This window comes from Croceibacter sp. (genome assembly GCF_002716225.1).
Classification (GTDB): domain Bacteria; phylum Bacteroidota; class Bacteroidia; order Flavobacteriales; family Flavobacteriaceae; genus Croceibacter; species Croceibacter atlanticus.
In genome coordinates, this window is sequence record NZ_PAZX01000013.1 from 200,337 (window position 1) to 222,516 (window position 22,180).

20 protein-coding genes and 1 pseudogene are annotated in these 22,180 nt (G+C 33.7%); 12 read left to right on the forward strand and 9 right to left on the reverse strand.

The annotated features are described in order from the left end of the window. Positions 1-69: 69 nt before the first annotated feature. Positions 70-1,392: an ABC1 kinase family protein gene (locus CL818_RS10710; RefSeq protein ID WP_286972992.1), complete on the reverse strand. Its 1,323-nt coding sequence runs from the start codon at positions 1,390-1,392 to the stop codon at positions 70-72. Positions 1,393-1,416: 24 nt separating this feature from the next. Further along, positions 1,417-2,100, reverse strand: a complete 684-nt coding sequence (locus CL818_RS10715) for a TetR family transcriptional regulator C-terminal domain-containing protein (RefSeq protein ID WP_286972994.1) — start codon at positions 2,098-2,100, stop codon at positions 1,417-1,419. Positions 2,101-2,354: 254 nt separating this feature from the next. Here CL818_RS10715 and htpG point away from each other — a divergent pair. The 7 genes and pseudogenes from htpG to CL818_RS10750 all read left to right on the forward strand — a co-directional run bounded on the left by htpG (position 2,355) and on the right by CL818_RS10750 (position 10,082). Further along, positions 2,355-4,256: pseudogene (htpG, locus tag CL818_RS10720) on the forward strand (molecular chaperone HtpG). 186 nt (positions 4,257-4,442) lie between these two features. After that, a complete protein-coding gene (locus CL818_RS10725; RefSeq protein ID WP_286972996.1) occupies positions 4,443-5,276 on the forward strand; it encodes a hypothetical protein in 834 nt (277 codons plus the stop codon). A gap of 6 nt (positions 5,277-5,282) precedes the next feature. Continuing rightward, positions 5,283-5,636 carry a DoxX family protein gene (locus CL818_RS10730; RefSeq protein WP_272973625.1) on the forward strand — a complete coding sequence of 118 codons (354 nt, stop codon included), beginning with the start codon at positions 5,283-5,285 and terminating at the stop codon, positions 5,634-5,636. Between the two features lie 15 nt (positions 5,637-5,651). Beyond that, positions 5,652-6,257, forward strand: a complete 606-nt coding sequence (locus CL818_RS10735; RefSeq protein WP_272973624.1) for an alpha-ketoglutarate-dependent dioxygenase AlkB family protein — start codon at positions 5,652-5,654, stop codon at positions 6,255-6,257. Positions 6,258-6,473: 216 nt separating this feature from the next. After that, a complete protein-coding gene (locus CL818_RS10740) occupies positions 6,474-6,746 on the forward strand; it encodes a TIGR03643 family protein (RefSeq protein WP_013187259.1) in 273 nt (90 codons plus the stop codon). Positions 6,747-6,789: 43 nt separating this feature from the next. Continuing rightward, complete coding sequence (locus tag CL818_RS10745; RefSeq protein WP_272973623.1) at positions 6,790-7,740, forward strand: calcium/sodium antiporter; 951 nt, start codon at positions 6,790-6,792, stop codon at positions 7,738-7,740. Between the two features lie 158 nt (positions 7,741-7,898). After that, positions 7,899-10,082, forward strand: coding sequence for a glutamine synthetase III family protein (locus tag CL818_RS10750; protein WP_013187257.1), 2,184 nt, complete (start codon positions 7,899-7,901; stop codon positions 10,080-10,082). A 135-nt stretch (positions 10,083-10,217) separates the two neighbouring features. Here CL818_RS10750 and CL818_RS10755 read toward each other — a convergent pair whose 3' ends face one another. From CL818_RS10755 to CL818_RS10770, 4 genes are all read right to left on the reverse strand, one after another. Further along, positions 10,218-10,916 (reverse strand): DUF4369 domain-containing protein, encoded by a 699-nt coding sequence (locus CL818_RS10755; RefSeq protein WP_219359642.1) that lies wholly within the window; start codon positions 10,914-10,916, stop codon positions 10,218-10,220. Positions 10,917-10,977: 61 nt separating this feature from the next. After that, a complete protein-coding gene (locus CL818_RS10760) occupies positions 10,978-12,237 on the reverse strand; it encodes a DUF819 family protein (protein WP_272973622.1) in 1,260 nt (419 codons plus the stop codon). Between the two features lie 75 nt (positions 12,238-12,312). After that, the gene (locus CL818_RS10765; protein ID WP_272973621.1) at positions 12,313-14,193 is read right to left on the reverse strand and encodes a M61 family metallopeptidase; all 1,881 of its coding nucleotides are present in this window, start codon (positions 14,191-14,193) and stop codon (positions 12,313-12,315) included. Positions 14,194-14,219: 26 nt separating this feature from the next. Beyond that, positions 14,220-15,182, reverse strand: a complete 963-nt coding sequence (locus tag CL818_RS10770) for an alpha/beta hydrolase family protein (protein ID WP_272973620.1) — start codon at positions 15,180-15,182, stop codon at positions 14,220-14,222. Positions 15,183-15,325: 143 nt separating this feature from the next. Here CL818_RS10770 and CL818_RS10775 point away from each other — a divergent pair, with 143 nt between their 5' ends. From CL818_RS10775 to CL818_RS10795, 5 genes are all read left to right on the forward strand, one after another. Beyond that, positions 15,326-16,132 carry a S1/P1 nuclease gene (locus CL818_RS10775; RefSeq protein ID WP_286973000.1) on the forward strand — a complete coding sequence of 269 codons (807 nt, stop codon included), beginning with the start codon at positions 15,326-15,328 and terminating at the stop codon, positions 16,130-16,132. Positions 16,133-16,247: 115 nt separating this feature from the next. Continuing rightward, complete coding sequence (locus tag CL818_RS10780) at positions 16,248-16,601, forward strand: BlaI/MecI/CopY family transcriptional regulator (RefSeq protein ID WP_272973618.1); 354 nt, start codon at positions 16,248-16,250, stop codon at positions 16,599-16,601. A gap of 1 nt (position 16,602) precedes the next feature. Beyond that, entirely contained in the window at positions 16,603-18,294 is a 1,692-nt protein-coding gene (locus CL818_RS10785) for a M56 family metallopeptidase (RefSeq protein WP_272973617.1), read from the forward strand. A 90-nt stretch (positions 18,295-18,384) separates the two neighbouring features. Continuing rightward, positions 18,385-18,666 carry a Sec-independent protein translocase subunit TatA/TatB gene (locus CL818_RS10790; protein ID WP_041240951.1) on the forward strand — a complete coding sequence of 94 codons (282 nt, stop codon included), beginning with the start codon at positions 18,385-18,387 and terminating at the stop codon, positions 18,664-18,666. Continuing rightward, positions 18,666-19,229: a phosphatase PAP2 family protein gene (locus tag CL818_RS10795; protein WP_272973616.1), complete on the forward strand. Its 564-nt coding sequence runs from the start codon at positions 18,666-18,668 to the stop codon at positions 19,227-19,229. The genes CL818_RS10790 and CL818_RS10795 overlap by 1 nt, the downstream gene beginning before the upstream one ends. Positions 19,230-19,279: 50 nt before the next feature. Here the strand turns inward: CL818_RS10795 and CL818_RS10800 are convergent, their stop codons facing one another. The 3 genes from CL818_RS10800 to CL818_RS10810 form a co-directional block, all read right to left on the reverse strand. Beyond that, positions 19,280-19,921: an O-methyltransferase gene (locus CL818_RS10800; RefSeq protein ID WP_013187247.1), complete on the reverse strand. Its 642-nt coding sequence runs from the start codon at positions 19,919-19,921 to the stop codon at positions 19,280-19,282. Positions 19,922-19,999: 78 nt separating this feature from the next. After that, positions 20,000-21,088, reverse strand: coding sequence for an amidohydrolase family protein (locus CL818_RS10805; protein ID WP_013187245.1), 1,089 nt, complete (start codon positions 21,086-21,088; stop codon positions 20,000-20,002). A 212-nt stretch (positions 21,089-21,300) separates the two neighbouring features. Further along, positions 21,301-22,086 (reverse strand): SDR family oxidoreductase, encoded by a 786-nt coding sequence (locus CL818_RS10810; protein ID WP_272973615.1) that lies wholly within the window; start codon positions 22,084-22,086, stop codon positions 21,301-21,303. Positions 22,087-22,180: the final 94 nt, after the last annotated feature.

Genomic DNA, 22,180 nt, shown 5'->3' on the forward strand with positions numbered 1-22,180 from the left:
TTGCAAGATAGCCAATACCTAATTATGGTTATGCATAATATTATNGGATTTAATATGCTTGCATAATAACTATGCCGTAGCGTTAGGTATGTATTTCTTAAATTGGTTTACATTTATTTTAGCACCTAAGTCGTGTAGTAAATTGTAAAGCCCAAAGAATGTTCTATTTATATATAAAAAGTGTTTACTTCCTCGATTTCCATTCATCTTTCTCAACGTAGTATCCTTAGAATATTTTTCACTTAACTCTGTGATTGAATTCCAAAATGTTTCATCAGAAAAATCGAAAGTGTCANTATGAAATGGGCTTGTAAACAAACTTAACATTTCGTGAAATAATGTAGAGAAGTAATCTATCTCTGCCTCACTATCATCTTGTCTTAAAATCTCCAACTCATATAGTTTAGCTCTAAAAAAGTCTGGGTTATCTATATTCTCTGGCACAGCCAACTCAAAATAAGGCACATAAAAATCTTCTGGTACTTCTTTTATACATCCAAAATCTATAGCTATGAGTTGTCCTTTATCATTAACCAAGAAATTACCTGGATGCGGATCTGCATGAACAGCCTTTAAGTAATGCATTTGAAACATATAGAAATCCCAAAGCGCTTGGCCTATTTTGTTAGATACCTCTTGGTCATTTTNCTCGCTAGTGTATTCACTAAGATGTTTTCCTTGCATCCAATCCATAGTGATGATACGCTTGCTAGAAAGAGCTTCGTAATACTTCGGGAAGATTAAATTATCTATGTGGCTACAAGCTTCAGAAATCTCTTTGCTTTGCTTAACTTCTAAGATATAATCTGTTTCTTCAAGAAGCTTGCCTTCAACTTCTTTAAAATATTTCTCTGAGTCNTTTCCTTTTATATTAAACATTCTCATAGCTATAGGNTTTACCATAGCTAAGTCACTACTAATACTGCTTGCCACACCTGGATATTGAATTTTCACAGCAAGAATTTTCCCATCTTTTTTGGCCTTATGAACTTGGCCTATACTGGCAGCATTTACAGAATTAGCAGTAAACTCATCATATAAATCTTCTGGATAAGCACCTTGGTAGGTTTTAAAGGTTTTTCTCACCAATGGTGCAGATAATGGCGGCACACTAAATTGTGCCAAGCTAAATTTCTCTACATAAGCATTGGGAAGCAAGCTTTTTTCCATAGATANCATTTGCGCTACTTTAAGCGCACTTCCTTTTAAACTTTTTAAACCATCATAAATATCTGAAGCATTGTCTTGGTCTAACTCATCTCGAGTTAACTCTTTATCAAANGCTTTTTTACCATAATATTTAAGGTAGTTACCACCAATTTTCACACCTGTTTTTACAAGCTCTGTTGTTCTTCCCAATTTTGAGGTTGGTATACTATCAATCGTCTTCATATGCGTTCTTTTATACCTATTAAATTATGCTGGTTTATTTTGCCACAAGAATTTACCTAAATCTATAATACTCTCAAGTGGTGTATTATCAAACACATCGAAAACAGTATTTACAGACTTTTCAATAGCCATGTCTGTTTTTTCAAAACCTGGAGAGTTGTCTTCTTTCCAAAATTTCATTAGAAATAGCANCTGTACCCAAGTAGCTTCAGAAAATACCATCTCATTTTTCTGTAGCGCTTTTATTTTTTTACCTTCATTAGCATCAGATATTAAACCTTTGGCAAACTCCTTAACATCTTGTCGTAATTGCTTAAGTTGTTCTAAGTTTTTAAGCGGCATTTCATACTTGCTTAACACCATTAGCACATAACTTCTATTTGCTGTAAGCATTTCAAAGAAGGTGTAATAAAATGTTAGAAGCTTCTCTCTGTTTGCATACTGTTGGTAATCTTCACTCTTATGTAATAATGTAATGGTTAAACTGTAAAAATCTGACCAAATGCTGGTTTCTAGATTTTTGAAGCTCGCAAAGTCCTCATAAAATTCTTGCTCTTCAAACTTATGTTCTTTACAAAACTTGTAAACAGATTTAGGATAGGTTTCTGTCATCAACACATAATCCATATAAGCCGAAACTATCGCATCTCTTGTTGTCTTCTTAGTTTTAGTAGTTGATTTTTTTGANGTGTTCTTTACTGTCGCCATAACTCTTTATTTTCTATGTAAATATACAAAATGTTTAATCATTAATAATATAAGTTAAACAAAATAATTAATACTGATATAAGCTTTTCTAATAGAAGTAAATCAACAATCAATCCGAAGCGTTATTAGAATCAGTTAAAATTATGTCAGTTTGTCACAAACCTATAGATGGTATTTTTTTTGACTATTCACTTTCAGAAATTAATTAATAACCGTGTCTACGCATAGACACTTTTTTATAAAACAATTTAAACATGGCAACAGGAACTATTAATGTATCTGTAGAGAATATTTTTCCGCTTATAAAGAAATTCTTATACAGCGATCACGAAATTTTCTTACGTGANTTAATAAGTAANGCAACAGATGCAACACTTAAACTNAAACACCTNNCNNNNATTGGTGANGCNAAAGGCGTNGAGTATGGNAANCCNCATATNGAAGTNANGATTNANAANGANAANGGNACACTTCATATNANAGACCANGGTATTGGNATGACNAAGGANGANGTTGAAAAATANATTAANCANGTNGCATTNTCTGGNGCCGAAGANTTTNTAGAAAANTATAAAGANTCTGCAAAAGATAGTGGTATAATAGGACACTTTGGTCTTGGATTTTACTCTGCTTTTATGGTTGCAGAAAAAGTGGAGATTATCACTAAATCTTATAAAGGTGGTACAGCTGCGCACTGGACTTGCGAAGGCTCTACAGAGTTTACTCTTGAAGATGCCGAAAAGGATACACGCGGAACAGAAATTATCTTACATATTTCTGAAGATGAAAAAGAATTTTTAGAAGAAGGTCGTATTTCTGAACTATTGACCAAGTACAATAAGTTTATGCCTATACCAATTAAATTTGGTACAAAGACAGAAACGCTTCCTAAACCAGAAGGTTTAACTGAAGAGGAAGAAAAAGACTATAAAGTTGAAACTAAAGAGGTTGATAATATTATAAACAACCCAAATCCAGCGTGGACAAAAGCTCCAACAGAATTAGAAGAAGAAGATTACAAAGGTTTTTACAGAGAGCTGTACCCAATGCAGTTTGAAGAGCCGTTATTTAACATTCACCTTAATGTAGATTATCCATTTAACCTAACAGGAATATTATATTTCCCAAGATTAGGACAGGATATGAATATTCAGAAAGATAGAATTCAACTTTACCAAAATCAGGTTTTCGTTACAGATAATGTAGAAGGTATTGTACCAGAGTTCTTAACTATGTTAAGAGGTGTTATAGACTCTCCAGACATTCCATTAAATGTATCTCGTAGTTACCTACAAGCAGATGGTGCTGTAAAGAAAATATCTGCTTATATAACTCGTAAGGTTGCAGATAAGCTTAAGTCTCTATTTAACGAAAATCGTGAAGACTTTGAAAGTAAGTGGAATGACATAAAAATTGTTATCGAATACGGAATGCTTTCTGAAGATAAATTCTTCGATAAAGCTAAGAGCTTTACTCTTTATCCTACTGTAAATGATACGTACTTCACTTTAGAAGAGTTAAAAGAAAAGATAAAAGACAACCAAACAGATAAAGATGACAAACTGGTTGTACTTTATGCTAGTGACAAGGATACACAACACAGTTACATACAAGCTGCAAAAGACAAAGGGTATCAAGTTTTATTACTAGACTCTCCTATTGTACCACACCTAATTCAGAAATTAGAAACTAGCGAAGAAAACATTTCTTTTGTTCGTGTAGATGGTGATCATATAGATAACCTTATCAAGAAAGATGAAGAACAAATTAGTAAACTATCTGATGAGGAAAAAGAGAAAGTAAAAGAAGCTTTTGAAACTGTAGTTCCTAAAGAAACTTATACTGTACAGCTTGAAGCTATGGACAGTACTGCATCTCCATTAATTATTACACAACCAGAATTTATGCGTCGTATGAAAGATATGCAGAAAACTGGTGGTGGCGGTATGTTTGGTATGGGTAATATGCCAGATATGTACAACCTTGTAGTAAATACAAATCATGAGTTAATTGCAGAAATATTAGAAACAAAAACAAAGAAGAAACAAGAACGTTTAATTAGTCAGAGTTTAGACTTAGCAAGACTTTCACAAGGCTTGCTTAAAGGAGAAGCTTTAACTAACTTCATTAAGCGAAGCTTTGAAATGATTAAATAATTAGTATTTAATTTTTAGTTCAACTAAAATCCCATTTTAAAATATTAAAATGGGATTTTTTTATGCGCAATCATATTACTGAAAACCAATTACTTTTTAAATATAATAACATCTAATCCTAAAACTTTGAAAGTTTCTTAACACCATTACGACTCTCTAACCTATATCTTTAAACAAAAAACAACCATGAAAGCATTAATCCTTTTACTATCTGCCACACTAATAATGAGTTGTGGTGAAACAAAAAAACAAGAAGACAACACCACTAAAGAAGACATGATGCCAGTTGAGCCAAATGGCGGCATTGGAGACGGCACACCATCTTTAGATCAAGCATTTGTAAGCAGTGTTGAGAAAGCACACAAAAAAGAAGCGTTTCTAAATAAAGCTGTAGTATCTTTTGATATAGACCTAAATTTTAATGGTAAAGATGCTTTAGATGGAACAATTAGCATGTTAACCAACACAAGCAAAATTAAAATTGAGCATGACAATGGTAGTATGTTAGTATTTGATAATGAAAATGTATACAAAAGCCCTAAAGATGCAGAAATGCCTAGAGCACGTTTTTCTATGTTCACATGGCCTTATTTCTTTAGCTTACCTTACAAGTTAAATGATGATGGTGTAAATATTGAAAAGCAAGATATGATGCCTATGGAAGGTGAATCTTTAGAAGCGTTCAAAATGACTTTTGATGCTGGTACAGGAGATGCTCCAGACGATTGGTATTATGTATACACTAACGATAAGCAACAAATTGTAGCTGCTGGTTATATTGTAACCTTTGGAGGAACTCCTGAAGAAGAAGCTGTAAAAAATGCACACGCCATTGTTTACAACGATTACAAAATGGTAGATGGTATTCCTGTGGCAACATCTTGGGAATTTTATAATTGGAGTAAAGAAGAAGGTATTACAGGAGAACCAATTGGAGATGCTACAATTACAAACCTCACATTTTCTGAAGAAAAAGAAGATATGTTTGCCGCTCCAGAGAATTCAACAATTATAGACTAATAAATTATGAGTAACTCTTGGCATTTTTATTTAATGGCTGCAATGTATTGCATTGCTGGTCTTATGCATTTTATTAAACCAAGAGCTTATATGCGCATTATGCCTAGATATTTGCCAAACCACAAAATACTCGTGTATTTAAGTGGTTTGGCAGAACTGGGTTTTGGTATAGGATTGCTGTTTGAAAGCACTCGAGTTTTATCACTTTGGGGTATAATGGCTATGCTTACGGTATTTTTCTTAGTACACTTTTATATGGTCTCCAATGAAAAAGCAGGAATGGGCATACCTAAATGGTTACTTTGGATACGCATACTGCTTCAATTTGTGCTTATTTGGTGGGCTTGGTTTTACTTATAACCAAATTTCATCTCTTTGAATTTATTTCCACAATCAAATGAATTTATAAAACTCCCTTTAAAGGATGCTAATGTTCTTTATTTGGAACAGTTTTACAATTCAGAAACTTCAAATATTCTTTTCAATACATTGAGAAAAGAAATACAATGGCAACAGGATGATATAAAACTGTTTGGAAAAACATACAAGCAGCCAAGGCTAACAGCTTTATATGCTGAAAATGAAAAGCCATATTCCTACTCAAATATTACGATGTACCCTGAATCATTTTTTAAAGAGCTAGAACAGGTTAAAAGTGATATTGAAGAAAAGATAGCCCATAAATTTACAACCTGTTTAGCAAATCTTTATAGAACTGGAAATGACAGTAATGGTTGGCATTCTGACAATGAAAAGGAACTTGGCCGTAATCCTGTAATAGCTTCCTTAAGCTTAGGTGCAACCAGAAGCTTTCAGCTTAAACATAAAACTGATTCATCACAACGGTTTAATATTGAATTGCCATCCGGAAGCCTCCTAATTATGAAAGGTACAACACAAGAGTTTTGGAAACATCAAATTCCTAAAACCAAAAAACACGTAGGAGAACGTATTAACTTAACCTTTCGGACAATTCTCTAAATAAAAAAAACGCTTGTAAGAGAAGCGTTTTTTTCTAACTTTAAGAGGTATAATATTACTAATACGTGTAATTTATTTAAGAGGTTTGTTTTTTTAATACATTATAAATATAAGACTTTATTCACACAAAACAAACACACTTTTGATAATTTTAACATATTAATTGAATTATTATAATAAATAATTGATTTTTAACAAGCAATTACATATTTAAACATGCAACTAACTGAAAGAGAAAAAGATCGGATTATAGAAATGGCATGGGAAGACCGCACCACTTTTGATGCTATTGAGTTTCAATTTGGTTTGTCTGAGCCTGAGGTCATTAATTTTATGAGAAAAGAAATGAAGCCTTCTAGTTTTAGAATGTGGCGTAAACGTGTACAAGGACGCGCAACTAAACATGAAAAATTAAGACAAGCAAAAGGACGACGCTTTAAATGTAGCAGGCAAAAGCATATTTCTGGAAACAAGATATCTAAGCGATAGTGGCTAACTCCTACGCAGTTTGCTATCTTCGCAAAAAAAATTAATGAGCATACTTTATTTATTTCTAGGATTTCTTTTTTTAGTTGTTGGTGGAGAATTTTTAGTAAGATCTTCTGTAGGATTATCCTACAAACTCAAGCTTTCTAAAATGGTTATTGGTTTAACTGTTGTTTCTTTTGCAACCTCTGCACCAGAATTAATAGTAAGTTTAAAAGCTGCTTTAGATGGCTTCTCAGATATTTCCTTAGGTAATGTAATAGGTTCCAATATTGCAAATATTGGTTTAGTGTTAGGAATTACAGCTATTATTTCTCCTTTAGCTATAGATAAAGATTTCTACAAATTTAATTGGCCAGTAATGATGGTCATGTCTATCCTACTTTATTGTTTTCTACTTACCAACGATTCTATTTCGAGACTAGAAGGAATTACCTTTATTATAGCACTTGTTCTATATATAATAGTATTAATTACCAGAGCTAAGAAAAAAGCATCTCCATTAACAGATGATGGTTTAGATGATGGCTTAGCAAAAACCTCAAACTTTAAAATTGCAATTTGGTTAATATTAGGAGGCGCAGCACTTTGGGGTGGCTCAGAATTATTAGTAACAGGCGCTGTAGACCTTGCTTCTATGTTAGGAATAAGTGAACGTGTAATCGCAGTTACAATGATAGCCGTTGGTACAAGTGTTCCAGAATTGGCAGCTTCTGTAATCGCTGCACTTAAAAAGGAAAAAGCAATATCACTAGGAAACTTAATTGGTTCTAACATTTTTAACATAGCATCTGTTTTAGGAATTACTTCTGTAATACAACCAATTGCCATGAAAAGCCAAGAAGTGCTTACTAACGATATGTTGTGGCTGTTAGGTTTTGCATTTATTCTTATCCCATTAGCATTTATCCCTAAGACATTTATACTTGGTCGTTATAAGGGGCTTATTCTTTTTGTTGGCTACTGTATTTTTATCAGTTTAGCATTTATAGACTAGTTTTTTAATTTTAATATCATATTAACCCCTATAATTTTAGGGGTTGTTAATAATTTAAAGTTTCTTTTTTAAAAAGTTAACATTAAAAATTAGGGGGTTTTGGCGTTTTAAATATATTTTTGCTCTTATTAATATGAAATTAATTAAACTCCATACTCATGGCAACGCTTAGATTTCAAGCTTTAAAAGAAACATTAAACAGACCAGTTGTAGAAATAGACGAGTCAATTCGTCGTTCAGAACTTTTTGGAAAAAACGTATTTAATGAGGCGTCTATGCGCCAATACTTAACAAAAGATTCTTTTAAAAGTGTAACAGATGCAATTTTAACAGGATCTAAAATTTCTCGTGAAGTTGCAGACCATATTTCAACAGGAATGAAAGAATGGGCAATCTCTAAAGGAGCAACGCATTACACACACTGGTTTCAACCATTAACTGGTGGTACTGCAGAAAAGCACGATGCCTTTTTTGAAACTATTGGAGATGGTTTAGCTATTGAAAAATTTGGTGGAGGCCAATTAGTACAGCAAGAACCAGATGCCTCTTCTTTTCCTAACGGAGGTATTAGAAATACATTTGAAGCTCGTGGTTACACAGCTTGGGATCCTACATCTCCAGCATTTGTATTTGGTACAACTTTATGCATTCCTACAGTATTTGTTTCTTATACTGGAGAAGCATTAGACAACAAAACACCTTTACTACGTGCTTTACAAGCAGTAGACTCTGCAGCTACAGACGTTGCTAAATATTTTGACAAGAAAGTATCTAAAGTTAATGCAACATTAGGTTGGGAACAAGAATACTTTTTAATTGATAGTGCGCTTGCTGCTTCAAGACCAGATTTATCTGTAGCTGGACGCACTTTATTAGGACACGCTTCTGCAAAAGGACAACAGTTAGATGACCACTACTTTGGCTCTATACCAACACGTGTACTTAATTATATGAGAGATTTGGAAACGCAATGTATGCTTTTGGGTATTCCTGTAAAAACTCGACATAATGAAGTAGCACCAAACCAATTTGAGCTTGCCCCTATTTTTGAGGAAGCAAACTTGGCAGTAGACCATAACTCACTAATAATGGATGTGATGCGTAAAGTTGCAGAACGTCATAAGTTTGTAGTGCTTTTTCACGAAAAGCCATTTGCAGGAATTAATGGTTCTGGAAAACATAACAACTGGAGTTTAAGTACAGATACAGGTGTAAACTTACTAAGTCCTGGTTCTACACCAATGAAGAACTTACAGTTTTTAACTTTCTTTGTAAACACAATTAAAGCAGTTTGCGATAATGAGGAATTATTAAGAGCTACTATAGCTAGTGCAAGTAATGATCACCGTTTAGGAGCTAATGAAGCGCCACCTGCAATTATTTCTGCATTTATAGGTTCTCAATTAACAGCTGTTTTAGATGAATTAGAAAAAGTTACAGATGGTAAACTTTCTCCACAAGAAAAAACAGACCTTAAACTTAATGTTGTTGGTAAGATTCCTGAAATCTTATTAGACAATACAGACCGTAACAGGACATCTCCATTTGCATTTACAGGAAATAAATTTGAGTTCCGTGCTGTAGGTTCAACAGCTAACTGTGCTGTACCAATGACAGCTCTTAATGCAATGGTTGCAAAGCAACTTAATGAATTTAAAGTAGAGGTTGATGCATTGATTAAGGACAAGAAAATGAAGAAAGATGATGCTATCTTCAATGTTCTTAGAGAATACATTAAGCAATCTAAAAAGATTCGTTTTGAAGGCGATGGTTATGGTGAAGCTTGGGAAAAAGAAGCTAAAAAGCGTGGTTTAAGTAACAATAAGACTACACCTGAAGCACTTAAAGCTAACCTAGACAAGAAATTTATAAAGCTTTATGAAGACCTTAATATTATGAATAAGGTTGAGATTGAAGCTCGTCATGAAATACAGGTTGAGGAATATGGTATGCGTATTCAGATTGAAGGTCGTCTTCTAGGAGATATAGCCCGCAATCACGTAATACCAACTGCTATACGTTACCAAAACTTACTTATTGAAAATGTAACAGGATTAAAGCAGATTTATGGTGACGATTTCAAGAAACATTCTGAAGAGCAAATGAATTTAATTGAAGTGATTTCAGATCACATCAAACAAATTAACAAGGGCATTACAGAAATGATTGAAGAGCGCAAGAAAGCTAATAAGAAAGACGCCGAAAAGCGTGCTGAAGCATACTGTAATAAAGTGAAGCCTTATTTTGATGTAATAAGATACCACTGTGACAAGCTAGAACTATTAGTAGATGATGAGCTTTGGCCATTAACTAAATACCGCGAACTACTGTTTACTAAATAAACAACTCGCAATTAATCTAAAACCTGATAAGATTGTAACTCTTATCAGGTTTTTTTTATGACTTAAAACAGATTGCAAAAAAAAATCCTGATGGTGTACATCAGGATTTTTTTTTTAAAATAGATAGGCAATCTACTATTCTAATGTTTTGCGTTCTTTTATTAAGCTTTTAAGCTCTTCGCCGTAAAATGACTTTTTAACCTTAGGCGCTAAGTTGTTATAAACAGTATCTAAGTATTTAATATTAGCATCAAAAACTTCAGAAACCATTAGATAAGGAGCTACCTCAAAATCTTTTTGATTTAAAGCATAGTTTACGGTATAAAGATATCTACGTTTTAAATTACGGTCAAAGCGCTTTTCTAATTCTAATAATTTATCTTGATCATTAGCTTTCTGAGCTTCAAAATCTTCTTTTACCAAGGCTAGGTTCTCTTTATTAAAACGCTTAATCATAGCATTAAAATATTCAAGCTTAACTTGATTCTCTGAACCTTCAATTGTAGCTTCTTCAAAATTTTTGAGTGTTGTATTAATAGTCATTTCACCTTCTTCAGCAAAAAATCTAATTCTATCATCAAACTCACTGTTGTCTAACTTATCTAAGTATAAGTAATGTATTTGTGGACTTTTAACTAATGCTTCAAATTCAAAATTAGCATCACCATCAACAATTACAGAATCTATATTTACTAAAAGCGTATCCTCTATTTTCTGTAAATACAGCTTTCCTTTTTTAAGGCCTTCTACTTTACCGGTAATTACTAGGTTAGATTCTTTTGTTGAACAGGCTACAACAGCAAAACACATTAAAATTACTACTAAATATTTCATTGATTATGTATTGAATTTGAGCGGGCAAATATGCACTTTTTATTGAAATTTACGAATGGGTTTATGAAGCTATTTCCATTAATCTTGCACAAAATAAAGCGCCCCAAGTTCCTACAACATATCCTAATACAGCTAAAAGAACGCCTACAGTAGCTAAAGACGGATGAAAAGCAGCTGCCACTACAGGTGCAGATGCGGCTCCACCAACATTGGCCTGACTGCCAACTGCAAGAAAGAAGTATGGTGCTCTAATAAGTTTAGCAACTACTATTAAAAGACCAGCATGAATAGCCATCCAGACTAAACCAATAGCTATTAAACCTGGATTGTCAAAAATCATTGTTAAGTCCATTTTCATACCAATGGTTGCAACCAAGATATAAATAAACACACTACCTATCTTGCTTGCACCAGCACCTTCGTATTGTTTTGCTTTGGTAAATGATAATAGTACACCAATAGTTGTGGCTATAGTAATCATCCAAAAGAATGTAGATGTAAATGAAGATAATGCAGAGGTCTTATCATTGAAAACTTCAAAATTTGAAGCTAAGAATCCTGCTATAATTTCTGATCCCCAATGTGCTATTCCGGTAGCTCCAAATGCTATAGCTAACATAATTATAAGATCTGAGAGGCTTGGGTTTCGCGTTACCTTTTCAGAATAGGCAATTACTTTTTCCTTAAGCTCTGTAATTGCGCTTGAGTCTGCCTTTAACCAACGGTCTATTCGTTCTGTTTTCCCGATTCCCATTAATACAATTGCCATCCATAGGTTGGCAACAACAATATCTACAAACACCATTCCTCCATACTTCTCTGGGTTGTATTTGAAAATTTCCAGCATAGCTGCCTGGTTGGCACCACCACCAATCCAACTTCCTGCTAAAGTAGCAAGACCGCGCCATATTGCATCTGGACCAGCACCACCAACTGTTTCTGGAGATACTGCAGAGATTAGTAAGATTGCTAAAGGACCTCCAATTATTATTCCTACAGTTCCTGTAAAAAACATAATTAACGCCTTGGGACCTAAGTTGAAAACAGCTTTTAAATCTATACTTAGTGTCATTAACACTAATGAAGCTGGCAGTAAATACCTACTTGCTACATAATAAAGGTTAGAAAACTCATCGCTTATAATCCCTAAAGAATTAAAGATGGCAGGAATTAAGTAGCACATTAATAATGCAGGAACTACTTTGTAAAATTTATTCCAAAAACCACTTTGTTTAGATGATGTATAAAATACAGCTCCTAAGGCTACCATTAACAACCCGAAGACAATAGCATCATTTGCAAAGAAAGGTGTGTTTTCCATAAAAAAAATTGACTTTAAAATCTGTATTGCGCAAAATACGATTTTAAAGTCAATCTTAAATGTCTTGTAAAATGTCTACTTATTTAACCAAGCAGCTCTTAAAGCTTTCTGCTCTTCTGTAGCATAAGGACTCTCTCCAAGTTTATTAGCTAAATATGAAGGTGTACTATATTTACCAGATAAAGTTACTGTTTCACCGTCACGCTTTACCGTTAGAGTAACAGTATCTCCTTCTGCTAATCCGTTTGTAGCAATTATTAATCCTCTAGCTGTAGATAGGTTGTATTCTTTCTTATTAAAGCTTACTAAAACATCTCCACCTAAAACACCTAAATCTTGCAACGTGCTGTTTAACTCTCCATTTACAAATACAATTTCACCTGCTTCATTACCTCTGATATATTGAACGTCTTGACTTGCTAATAATGCCGTATTTGTTTTAGTTTCAGCAAACTCTAATCCTACCAAATAAAAATATTCTGTGTAATTAATAGCACCATTATTTTGTACGTGATCTCTTAAAAAATTACCTACTTCTGGATAAGACAATGCGGCAACAGTTTCAATAAACGTATCATCACTAAAAGGACTTGTACTACCAAACCTTTTAGTAAGTGTTTTCATAAGATCTATTAATCCTTTTTCACCATTACTCTGCTCACGCATAATTAAATCGATACACATTCCTATTAATGCACCTTTTTCATACACGTTTGCATAGGCATCTTTATAAGGCTCTTCTAAAACATTCTTACTCATTTCAGTAAATGAAAAATCACCAGTATAACGTTTTGCGTTATCTATTTTTGATACTATAACATCATAAAACTCTTCTGGAGTTACTAAGCCTTCATACACTTGAAAATGTTGTGCAAAATATTCAGTTACACCTTCATACATCCATAAATGCTGAGACATTTTAGGTGTATTGAAATCAAAAAAATGAATTTCTTCAGAATGAATACTTAATGGTGTTACAACGTGAAAAAACTCGTGTGCAACAATATCTACCATCGCTTTATCTAATAATTGTTTAGGATATTGCTCTGGCATAACAACTACCGTAGATGTGTTGTGCTCCAATGCACCAAAACCTTGAGCATCTTCTGCTCCAACTGTAGATAAGTATACTAAAATTGCATACTTATTTGTTGTCTTTAAATCTCCTAGGTAAGCTTTTTGAGCTTCAACCATTGTCGAGATTACAGGTTTAAAATCTTCAGCAGAATAGGTTCCGTTAGGTGAGAAAACATTTATTAACACTTCTGTTTCTCCAACAGTAAACGATACAGGTTCATGCTCTGTATACATTACTGGACTGTCTATTAAATCTGCATAACGGTCTACTTTATAATAATTTGCGTTGGCAGCTGTAAGACTATCTTTAGTTTTAGGTATTTCTAATTCATTTAAGGATGTCCCTGCATACAATGTTTCTGGATGCTTAATTAAAACTTCATAAGGAAGGTTTTTCAAGGTGTTAAAATAGCCTATAAAACCATTCATATTTAAAACATAGTTATTTGAAGCTATATTGGTTCCCGTTGGAGAAAAAATATCGTGCTCACTTTCTATATCAAAAGTATCGTTAACCAAATATGTTACTTTATCTAGCTTGTCTGCATTTAAAATGCTCCACGTGTTATCATCTACTTTAGTAAATTGAAGCTCGTTTCCACTATAATCTAAAGCTTTAAAAGCTTCGATATACTTACCATAATCATCTCTACTATAAGTACCAGGCACTATGGCTGGCAAAGAAAACTTTATTTCCTTTTCTGTAATAGTTGGCGGATTTACAACCACAGATACCTTATCATCTGTCACATTAATAAGATCTACAGAGGTGAGAACTACTTTAGGTGTTTCTTTTTGTGTAGCAGATAGCGGTGCTTTTGGTGTACCACAACCTACTAATAAGAATGCTGCAATGGCAGCTGTGTACAATAATTTCATAAGTTAAATATTTGTTAGTTTGGGGGTTAGTTTTTTGTTACAAAATTAGCAATCGTCTCGACCAATCCCATAGTTAGAGGTCTCCAAGATTCATTATAGGATTTTGCGTTTTCAAGGTCATCACCTTCAATAGTGACAAGAACGTGATTCATATTTTCAAAAATCTTGAGTTCAGATTCTGGTGCTGCGTCATGTAAAACCTCAGCATCTTTTACGGTAACTTGTAAATCTTTTGTGCCATTTATAATTAATATTGGCATCTCTAATTTCTTAATTTCTTCAGTAGGATTGTAAGGCATCCAGGATAATAAGAATGGCTGTAAATCTTCATTAAAAATACTTGCTAAGCCTTTATTGTAATCAGTTACTTTTCCATCTTTTCGTAAGGCATTAAAGGCATATTCTGCTTCTTTACCCATACCCATTTGTTGTTCTAATTGAGATACTATAGCCTCATCTATAGTAGTAGATGGTCCTGCTAACGAGATAAAGCCATCTGCTGTGTCTTTTGCTGCTAACATACCTACCAGTGAACCTTGACTATGGCCAGCAATATATATTTGACTATAGTTTCCTTCGTTTCTAAAATAAGCGATTGCATCCTTGGCGTCTTTAATAAAATCGTTAAAGGAGATTTTTCTATAATCCATATTTTGCTTTAACATTGGTATTACGCGTTTATCATACCTAAATGTAGCAATCCCCTTTTTAGCCAATTGGTCTGCCATTTTCTTAAATGTATTTCGCCTAGAGGTTGCCTGGTTACCATCTCTATCTACATCTCCAGAACCCATGATAAAAACAATTAGTTTTTCTGCTTTACCATCTTTAGGAAGTTGTAAAGTACCATGTACAAACGGAGTTAGTTTAAGTTTTTGCAGCGTATCTACCTTTATTTGCTGTCCTTCTTTAGATAAAACACCTTGGGCGTTGACTGTTAGGGCGCAAAACAACACTAATAAAACAGGAAATAATCGATTACATTTCATAGGGTATAAGACGTTATATATTATAAATTGTTACATCAAAATTCAAAAGCTATACCAAAAATATTAATTAAAATTAGAGGATTGCTTAATTTAACTTTAAGGTCACTTTAGCTTTCTTATTTTTGCTGAAAATTATATTTAAAATGAAATACCTACTTATACTCTCTTTAGTTGTATTAACCTCATTCTCTGCTTCTTCAAATAATATGCCTTCTGAAGCTTTAGAAATTAAAAATGATTGGGGAAAAACGGGCCATCGTGCTGTGGGCGAAATTGCCTCTAAACATCTTAACAGAAAAGCCAGAAAAGCAATTAAAGATATTTTAGAAGGTACCTCTCTTGCTGAAGTTTCTATCTATGCAGATGAAATACGAAGCGACAAAAAATATAGAGCATATGGACCTTGGCATTATGTAAATGTACCTTTTGATACTTCTTATGATGAAGCGGAAAAAAATCCTAAAGGTGATATAATTGTAGCTATTAACGAGTGTAGGACCAAAGTGCAAAACAAAACCTTATCTAAAGATGACCGTGCATTTTACCTGAAACTTTTAGTACATTTTATAGGAGACTTACACCAACCATTACATACTGGCAGATCTGAAGATAAAGGTGGTAATGATATACAAGTGCGCTGGTTTAATGAAGGCTCTAACCTACACCGTGTTTGGGATAGTGAGATGATTGACTTTTATAAAATGAGTTATTCAGAATTATCTTCTAACAGAGAAGACCTTACCAAAACTCAAATTAAACAATGGCAAGCTGGCACTGTATTAGATTGGGCAAATGAGTCTCGCGCATTAGTACAAACAGTTTACAAAACTGCAAATTCTGGTGATAAGCTTGGTTATGAATATATGTATGAAAACTTCCCATTGGTAAGAACACAACTTCATAAAAGCGGATTACGTTTAGCAAAAGTCCTAAACGATATTTTAGGCTAACCTACTAATTGCCAACAATCAAACACATAAAAAACTACTTATTTAGTTAAATAACTATTTTTATAGTTGTATAACTACAAAAATAGTTTTAAGTTTGTCTTATCAAATTTATACTATGGATAAGTTAACAGCTAAAGAAGAAGATATAATGATGGTGTTATGGGAGTTGGAACGTGCCTTTGTAAAAGACATTGTTTCTAAACTATCCGGAAAAAATCATTATAACACCATTTCTACCATTGTGAGAAACTTAGAAGATAAAGGCTACGTAGCTCATCAAGCTTTTGGGAAAACACATCAATATTTCCCTATAATTACTAAAGAGCAATACAGCAAAACCTTTTTAGCTACTGCTATGGATGGTTATTTTGAAAATTCTTATAAAGATCTTGTTTCATTTTTTGCTAAGGAAGAAAAAATATCTGCAAAAGAACTTAGAGAAATTCTTAACCTCATAGAAAATAAATAATATGGATACGCTTGTGTTTTTCTTACTTAAAAGTGCCACTATAATTGGTTTGTTTGTTTTGGTATATGGAATATGCCTTCAAAAAGAAACGCTTTTTAAAGCCAATCGCTACTTCTTGATTGGTGGATTAATTTCTGCCATCTGTATCCCATTAGTTACCATTACTAAAATTGTATATGTAGCTCCTGTTACACTTGAGGGAACCATACTAAATAATATAACGCCTATTGCAGAACAGGGATTTCAACCTAATTGGTGGCTAATTGCTCTTACTACTTATAGTATTGGTGTAGCTATAGTTGGCGGTCGTTTTGTAATACAACTCTTGTCACTTAAGCGATTCATTCTTAAGAAAAACAGCTTAAATAAAAAAGGCATAAACTATATTAAAGTTCAAGACAAAATAGCGCCTTTCTCTTTTCTGAATTATATAATTTACAATCCATCACTTCACAGTACTAACGAGTTGGCACTTATATTAAAACACGAAGAGATTCACGTAAAACAATATCATACTTTAGATGTAATTCTAGCTAACCTTCTAATAACATTACAATGGTTTAATCCTTTAGCTTGGGTTTACAAGAATAACATAGAGCAAAATCTTGAGTTTCTCGCAGACTGCAGTACCGTTGACACAAGCATTTGTAAACGTGACTACCAATTGGCTATGGTACGAACTTCTGCTCGAAACTCTTATCCAGAAATCACCACAAATTTTTATCAATCATTCATCAAAAAACGAATCATTATGTTAAACAAATCAGCTTCAAACCGTAAAAGTCTTTGGAAAATGAGCTTAATAGCTCCACTATTACTAGGCTTTATTTTTACATTTAATGTAAAGACAATTGCTCAAGAACACTCAGCAGTTTCAGAAACTCAATCAATTGCTTCAACTTCTTCTAATATAGAAAGTCCTGAAAGTGAATCTCCAAAAACAGAATTAATTACAATTACGCAACGCTCTAAAGCAACCTCTTCTCGTGAGCTTGTTGAATTTATAGTAATGAATGTTTCTACCAAGGAGGATTTAAAAACAATTGAAGACAAATTTTCAACCTATGACGCTAAGGTTAATTTCAAAAATATAAAGCGCGAGGGAGATCGTATTACTGCTTTAAAACTTGTTATAAATTATAAGGAGGACTCACAAAATTATGCCTTTAAGAATACCAAGGGCATTCAAGCCTTCAGCATTCAATTAGATACAAAAGAGCAAAAAGTTACTATTAAACAACACTCTGAGCCAGCTTTAAATGTAGATAGCACTATATCACATTCAACTCATATCAAGGATAACAGTAAAGAGGTTATAGTAATTAGTGACAATGCTAATCACGTTGGAAACAATCACAACGTTATTGAGATAAAAACAGATCAAGACGATCAAGATATTGTGTACTATATAAATGAAAAAGTAGTAACTAAAGCAAATGTAGATGCATTACAGCCAGATCACATTGCTTCTGTAAATGTTGTAAAAAACGATGGTACAGGTGAAGTTAGAATCATTCTTAAAGACGGTAATGCTAAGCCAAATGTTGTCTCTAAAGACATTACATACTTTATTGATGGCAAAATATCATCTAAAGAAAAAGTAGACGCTTTAGATAAAGACAGTATTGAGCGTGTAGATGTTACTAAAAATAACAATACAGGTGAGGTTAGGGTAACTTTGAAAAAAGGCTAAGCAAATAAAATTTATTTTTAAGGAGCACATTAAAATACTTTGATGTGCTTTTTTTTATGCACTATTCCCTACGTATATTTGCAGATAATTATGATGATACTTCCGTTATTTATTAGTGGTGCAGAAATTGCCTTTATTATCTTCATCCTCGTGATGGTTTTTGGAGCAGATAAAATTCCAGAAATTGCCAGAGGTTTAGGACAAGGTTTACGTTCTATAAAGAGTGCTACAAATGATATTAAATCTGAAATTTCTAAAAGTGCCGAAAAACACGGTATGGATTTAGACATTACCAAGGATATAAAGAAAGAGGTAGACCAGGTTAATGATGATATCGATGAGATAACTGGTCCCATAAAACGCCGCTTTTAATGGTAGAGCAACTCAAAAATTGGGATCGTGAGTTGTTTGTCTATCTTAACAGTTTAGGAATTGAAGATTATGATGCGTTTTGGATTTTCGTAACGCAGATTAAGCATTGGGTTCCACTTTTTATCCTATTCTTTATATTATACTTCTTAGCATTTCACTGGAAAAAAGCTGCATTTACAATAGTTAGCTTAGTTGCTTCATTTGCAACAACACTTGCGTTTACAAATTTTACAAAAGCTGCTGTTGCTCGCTTAAGACCTAATAATGTAACAGACCTTGCAGACGTTATTCGCATATTGCAAACGCCGGACAATTATAGTTTTTTCTCAGGCCACTCCTCATCTTCTTTTGTAGTGACTACTTTTTTAGTCCTTACATTACGTGAAAAATACAAATGGATTTATATCATGTACCTTTGGCCTATACTCTTTATAATGAGCCGAATTTATGTAGGTGTACACTATCCTGGAGATATTTTGGTTGGTGCTTTTGTTGGTACTGTTATAGCCTTCTTATTCTATAAATCTTACCAGCAATTTTTAATAAGGTATTTTGGTGAGTGAAAATTGTTTAAGTAATTACTTAGCATCTTTTCATTAACTACTTACTCTAATTATAATACTCTAGTTACCGTTAATCCGTCGCGTATAGGTAATAAGACACTTTCCACACGATCATCTGTATTAAGCAATTTGTTATATGTTAATAGTGCAGCTGTGTCTTTGTCTTTAGGATTTAAAGGTTCAATTACCTTTCCGGTCCACAAAACGTTATCACTTAAAATTACAGCTCCAGATTTTAACAATGGCATGACCAACTCAAAGTAATTTGGGTAATTTACTTTATCTGCGTCTATAAAAACCAAATCGAATGTGGTGTTTAATGTTGGAATAATCTCCATAGCATCTCCCACATGTTGAATAATGCGGTCACCATAACCAGAAGCATTAAAATACTTACGCTGGAAGTTTTGCAACTCCTCATTAATATCGATAGTATGTAAAACGGCATCTTTAGACATACCTTCTGCTAAACATAAAGCAGAATATCCGGTGTAAGTACCTATTTCTAAAATAGATGTTGGTTGTATAAGTTTAGAAATCATACTTAACACACGACCTTGAAAATGCCCACTTAACATTCTTGGCGCCAAGACCTTTTGCCAAGTTTCACGAGTTAAATCTTGAAGTAACTTTGGTTCTTGTTGGCTATGCGCTACAACATAGTCGTCTAAATCTTCAGGTAAAAAATGCATTGAGGTTAATTAATAGTGAATAAGTAAAAATGAATGATATTAATATAAGTAAAACTGCTTTCAATATAATAATCGTAATTATTCATTCAATATTCGTTTCATCAACTTATCCTTAGCATCTTGGTCATCTCCACAAAGCCATTGTATAACATTGTTTTCCCATATATCATCACATTCAGATTCATTTAGTATGCCACGTTCTTGTGCGAGATCTAAAATTTTACCTGGATAAGAAGATTGTACCGCGCTTTCCATTTCTCCTAACGGATAAGGATCATCTAAGCCCATTATAATCTGCTTTGGCTTCTGGTTTTCTACCAAAAGTTTAAGGGAACCCGTATCGTGAACTAAGGTATCAAAGAAAATGTTCTTATGTCCTACTGCTTTTCTTGGGTGTGTTTTACCTTCAAACAAATCTGGACGACCATCAAATCCTTGTATTCTTCGGCCTAAATTTATCTGTGCCAACTGGCCTCCGTGTGCAAAGCACGTGCGCATATTAGGGTATTTATCTGCATATCCGTTTAGAGTTAAGAAATGATAGGCATCTGCACATTGTGCCAACATCCATATAAGGTGAAAACGCCAAGACGTGTTCTCTAAAAGTATAAACTTCTCACCATCGTATGGGTGAATCTCTACCGCTAAATTATACTTGCTTGCCAACTCAAAAATTGGCTCATTTTCTTCATCAAAAATACAACGCCACGTTCCTATAGTATCCATATAATGCGTTGGCAAGCATAAAAGCTGCAAGCCAAGTTCTTCTACACAGCGTTCAATTTCCCAAAGCGCACCTTGCACAAAACCAGGATGCACCACAAAACCACATGTAAATTTTGATGGATTATCGTGCTGTACCTTTGCATTAAAATCATTCTGAAAACGCAACGCTTTCTTCATTTCCTCCACGCGTAACCCATTACCATAAAGCTGGGATAAGTTAAGCACCACAGCGTGATCTATATTGTAACGGTTCATCCACTCCAACTTCTCGTTAAGGAAAAAACTAGAATCGGTAACAGGCCTTCTCCAATCCTTTTGAAGCATAAATTTTCGATCCTTATCTACCCAAAATATACCTTTATCCTTCATAAACTGTGGAATTTCTTCAGGATATGGTAAAAGGTGTGAATGGCCGTTTATGCGTAATTTTCGTTTAGTCATAGTTCAAGTCTGTTTTGGCGGGCTTCTTTTTCGCGGTGCTACAAAAAACCAGGCTATCGGCTTTATCTCCCAAGAAAAATGGGAGGATATCACCTCTATCCTTGCCCGAAGTAATCCTACTAAAATACAAAGTTAATTGGAACAAGAAAGAAATATTAAACTATTGCTGGTTTAATACTTTTGCAATACTAAATATAGTGAGCATTAAATTTTTATAAACTCTTAGTACGGCCACCATCTACAGGTAAATTAATACCGTTAATATAGCTTGCGCTTGGGCTGGCTAGAAAAGCTACAGCATAGGCAAGTTCTTCTGGTTCTGCAAAACGTCTTGCTGGCGTAATACTTTTCATCACATGGCGAGCTTCTTCTTCTGTAGAGTTAGCTTTATTAGCCTTGTTAGTCACAATCTGATCTAAGCGTTCTGTAGCAGTAAATCCTGGTAATACATTATTAACTGTTATCCCAAATTGACCTAGCTCATTAGCTAAAGTTTTACTCCAACTTGCTACTGCTCCTCTAATTGTGTTGCTTACGCCTAAACCATCTATAGGTTGTTTTACAGAGGTTGAAATAATATTAATTATCCTACCATAACCTGCATCTTTCATTCCTGGCACTACAGCTTGCGTAAGTATTTGGTTACACACTAAGTGTTGCTGAAACGCGTTTGTAAATTCAGTTGTATCTGCAGTATAAATTGGGCCACCTTTTGGTCCGCCAGTATTATTAAGCAAGATATGATAGGTAGTTTTAGATGTTGCTTTTTCTACTGTTTTTCTTAAGGTTTCGGGATTTGTAAAATCTGCAACAAGGTAATTATGGTTTTGTTGTTGCTCCTTAGGTAGCTCTGCCAAAACAGCTTTTAGTTTATCTTCATTCCTTGCTACTAAGGTAATGGTTGCACCAAGTTTTGCCAGTTCAATAGCAGTAGCTTTTCCAATTCCTGCAGTACTTCCGCAGATTAATGCATGTTTGTTTGTTAAGGATAGGTTCATAATTTGAGTGTTTTCTTTAACCAACAATCAGAAAATAAAATCTAATTGAAAGTTTCTGTAAGTTTATTTTTTGTTCTAGTTGTCTTGTCAAGTG